This is a genomic window from Leptospira ognonensis (assembly GCF_004770745.1).
In the GTDB taxonomy this organism is placed as follows: Bacteria; Spirochaetota; Leptospiria; order Leptospirales; family Leptospiraceae; genus Leptospira_A; species Leptospira_A ognonensis.
In genome coordinates this window covers 1-3,553 of sequence record NZ_RQGD01000015.1, presented here as the reverse complement: position 1 = coordinate 3,553, position 3,553 = coordinate 1, and the positions used below count along the sequence as shown (strand labels likewise).

4 protein-coding genes are annotated in these 3,553 nt (G+C 33.8%); all 4 read right to left on the bottom strand.

Annotation, left to right across the window (positions count from 1 at the left end):
- Positions 1–196: 196 nt before the first annotated feature.
- Entirely contained in the window at positions 197–1,114 is a 918-nt protein-coding gene (locus EHQ58_RS05165; protein ID WP_135622816.1) for a DUF4238 domain-containing protein, read from the bottom strand.
- A gap of 179 nt (positions 1,115–1,293) precedes the next feature.
- Positions 1,294–1,731 carry a type II toxin-antitoxin system VapC family toxin gene (locus tag EHQ58_RS05160; protein WP_135622815.1) on the bottom strand — a complete coding sequence of 146 codons (438 nt, stop codon included), beginning with the start codon at positions 1,729–1,731 and terminating at the stop codon, positions 1,294–1,296.
- On the bottom strand, positions 1,732–2,025 hold the full coding sequence (locus EHQ58_RS05155; RefSeq protein ID WP_135622814.1) for a type II toxin-antitoxin system Phd/YefM family antitoxin: 294 nt from the start codon (positions 2,023–2,025) through the stop codon (positions 1,732–1,734).
- A 338-nt stretch (positions 2,026–2,363) separates the two neighbouring features.
- The gene (locus tag EHQ58_RS05150) at positions 2,364–3,182 is read right to left on the bottom strand and encodes an SH3 domain-containing protein (protein ID WP_135622813.1); all 819 of its coding nucleotides are present in this window, start codon (positions 3,180–3,182) and stop codon (positions 2,364–2,366) included.
- Positions 3,183–3,553 lie beyond the last annotated feature (371 nt).

Genomic DNA, 3,553 nt, shown 5'->3' with positions numbered 1-3,553 from the left:
TAACGAACTAGGCTACACGACGTTGTCCGTAGCTGAGCCTACGGAGTAGGCGTTAGCGTCGGCGCGCCTTCTTGCCGCGCAAGAAGCGTGACGGAGGACAATGTGCCTTTAGGCCGAGCGAGGGCGTAAGTCCCGAGCGGAGCGTGTCAGCCGCAGTTATGCGAAGCTGAATTTTATCAGTTTAGAATTTCCGTTTTTAAGTTAAGACTTTTTTAAGATCCAATTGTTTTCTGCCAAAGAGCAGTTTTTCTGAATTAATTGCAATAATTGTGTTCAATTCTTTTACTATTTTGGCATCGCTAAGATTATATAAATTCTTTCTCTTTGTAGCTTTTTTTGTATTTTGCGTGTCGTAGTATGTTCGTATGAAAATTTTTGGTGTTAATGAAAAGAAATATGACTTAGCTAAAGCGGGCACTCCAAATTGAGTGTCCCAATTTTCTAGATTTTTTGAGATAATTGGCGTATCTGAGGTAATAAAATTTTCATCTATTCTTGAAATATAGATTATCCAATTTTGAGAGCATAGTAAGTTAGCAAAATTTGGAATTTTTGATAAAAACTCAATATGCGGAATATTATCAACTTCAATTTTGAAAAAATCTTTTTCTAGATTAAGTAAAAATTCATCCCTTTCCTTCTGATCTATAATTATACCGGTATCTCGTTCATAATCGCTAAAAAATCTATCTTTTCCTTTTACATTAAGTATTCCTTTTAATGTTTTTGAGCTTATGTCTGACGTAAGATGTTTAATATGACTCCTTGTTTTATTATTTCTTAGATAAAGCATACTCATAAGTAAAGAAAGAATATATTTTTCATCGAATGTTATTTCGGAATTTCCTAATACTATTTCTTTTATAAAAGGAATGAAATTTGATATTGGTGTCTCATAATTTTGAAAGAATGCTTCTACTTCTTGACTAATTGTATCTTGAATTCCAGTTTCAGCTGCATAATAAAAGTATTCTGCGCAGAGAGGTTTAGTACCTTTTGGAGGATTAAATTTCTTTTTTATAATATCATAAATTTCAATTAGGTTTTTTTCATTCTTAAATTCCTTTAAATAGAACCGGGGAACTATATGTTGCCATTTGGTGATGTTTTTCATTTGTAACCAATTATTCAGTTTCGCATAACGAACTAGGCTACACGACGTTGTCCGTAGCTGAGCCTCGCAGAGGCGTTAGCGTCGGCGCGCCTTCTTGCAGCGCAAGAAGCGTGACGGAGGACAATGTGCCTTTAGGCCGAGCGAGGGCGAAAGTCCCGAGCGGAGCGTGTCAGCCGCAGTTATACGCCGTGCGGTTTTAAACCTAATTTCTTTGCAACTTCATTTACTCTATTGTCAAAGCTATAAAATTGAAGTTTCGAATCATTAAATTTATCTTTCAGAAAAATTGCGGTGGCAATATGAATAGCATCTAAAGATCTGCAATCTGAAATTTCTTTTTTTAATTCAACTATTGATAAAATACTATCATCTATCTTAACTAACGAACATTCAGAAAGGATTTCATTTAATCTTTTTTCATTCTTCGAAAGCCAGTTTGAAGTTAATTTACTTTTGTTAGATTTATAGAATCGTCTTAAAACAATTGTTGCTTCAATAGCAGTAAGGATAGAACAAACAACATCATTTTTTTGATTCCAAATTTTAGAGGCTTTCTCATGAAAATCATCTTCTAAAATCAACGATAATATTATACTTGTTTCGAAGTATTGTATCATTTAATTCTCTTTAGATTCTTGATATAAATGCCACCAATCTTTCTGTTTAATTGTTATTTTCTCTTTTGGACGAATGATTTCCCTTTTCCGTTTAGGCGGAATAATTTTACCTTCATCGACCAATTTCTTTAAAATTTTATGATTTTCGCTAATTATACTACTTTCCGGTTCAGGAAATTTCAACTCTGCTACAACTTTATTATGCTCGGTAATAAGAACATTTTCACCTTGTTTTACAAGATCAATGTATTGACTTAGATGCGTTTTTAATTCCCTTATTCCTACTGATATCATAGTTTAATTGTAGTCACAATAGTCATAATCTGTCAATGCTTATTTGAGTTTAAAAATTGGAAGAAGAAATTTAAATCTAAACGAAATTTACGATGACCCATTTTTTTTTGATTATTGTTACCCATGTCTTGAGGTAAACATCTACCGCATGGCGTATAACGAACTAGGCTACACGACGTTGTCCGTAGCTGAGCCTCGCAGAGGCGTTAGCGTCGGCGCGTCTTTTTGCAGGGCAAGAAGCGTGACGGAGGACAATGTGCCTTTAGGCCGAGCGAGGGCGCAAGTCCCGAGCGCAGCGTGTCAGCCGCAGTTATACGCAGTTCGTAGGTGATTCAAATTCATTTCTGATTCGTCTGCATCTGGCATATTCCGCTTATTTGATATTTTTCATCATCTTTGTAAATTTCAAAACAATATCGCTTATTGTCGGACGTTCTATAACAGTTGTCCTTATCACCGGAATCAACGATTAGACTTTCAATAATTAGTTTCATCTCGTCTTTTCCTGAATATGAAAAATAGGGGTAAGGTAGAAAATCGTTTCCTCCACAACCATCTGCCCATAGAAATTCACAACTAGTCATTTTTTCAAATTCCGAATGATTGAAATTCTCTTGTAAAGTTCGAAAATCTCTTATTAAGGTTTCCCTTTCTTTAAAGATAGTAGAATTGGCAATTCTGTTGATTTTGCATTCAGTTATTAAAATTTCAAAATCTATTAATTCATTGAAAGTATATAATCCTCCTTCCTCATATTCTTTGAATTCTGATTTTAATTTTAAAAGATAATCCTTCCTCTTTGAAATCTCTATATCTTTATTTATAAGGCTCATAGGATCAGTGCCCATGTCTAAGATAAAAGTACTTAAAACATACCCTGTAATTTTTTCCAATTTTCCACTCAAAACAGTGACTTTAATCCATTTACCTTCTAAATTTCCTACTTTTGTATTTGTATCAGGCACCGAAATTATTTCGACTTTGTTTCCACCTTGTAAAAAACCAAATGATTTAGATTTCTGATCTGGTGATTCTCTAAGATGAATATTTTTTCCCCTTATGAAGGCAAAGCTTTCAGTATCTGAATCATCTGTTTTATTTTTACAGTAAATCAGAAGTAAAATAAGTATTAGAGATAGAATTTTTATTTTATTCATTTTAGTTTCCTACGAATTGCGTATAACGAACTAGGCTACACGACGTTGATTCGACGTCGCGGGAGAGCGACGCGGAGGACAATGTGCCTTTAGGCCGAGCGAGGGCGAAAGTCCCGAGCGGAGCGTGTCAGCCGAAGTTATACGCCGTAGGAAATGGATAGTCTTATTTTTGTTTAAGTTTGGAATAAATAAATCAGTTTTTAGAAATTATTTTAATAGAGATAGATAAAGTTGTGAATTATTCTTTTTTTTGATTATCAAACAATTCTTTTATGCAAGAATTTGTTTTCAAACTAAATGTAGATTCTTTAGATTCTAATTTAATATCATTAAGTTTATTCCGAAACGGAGAATTATCATCAATAATAAAT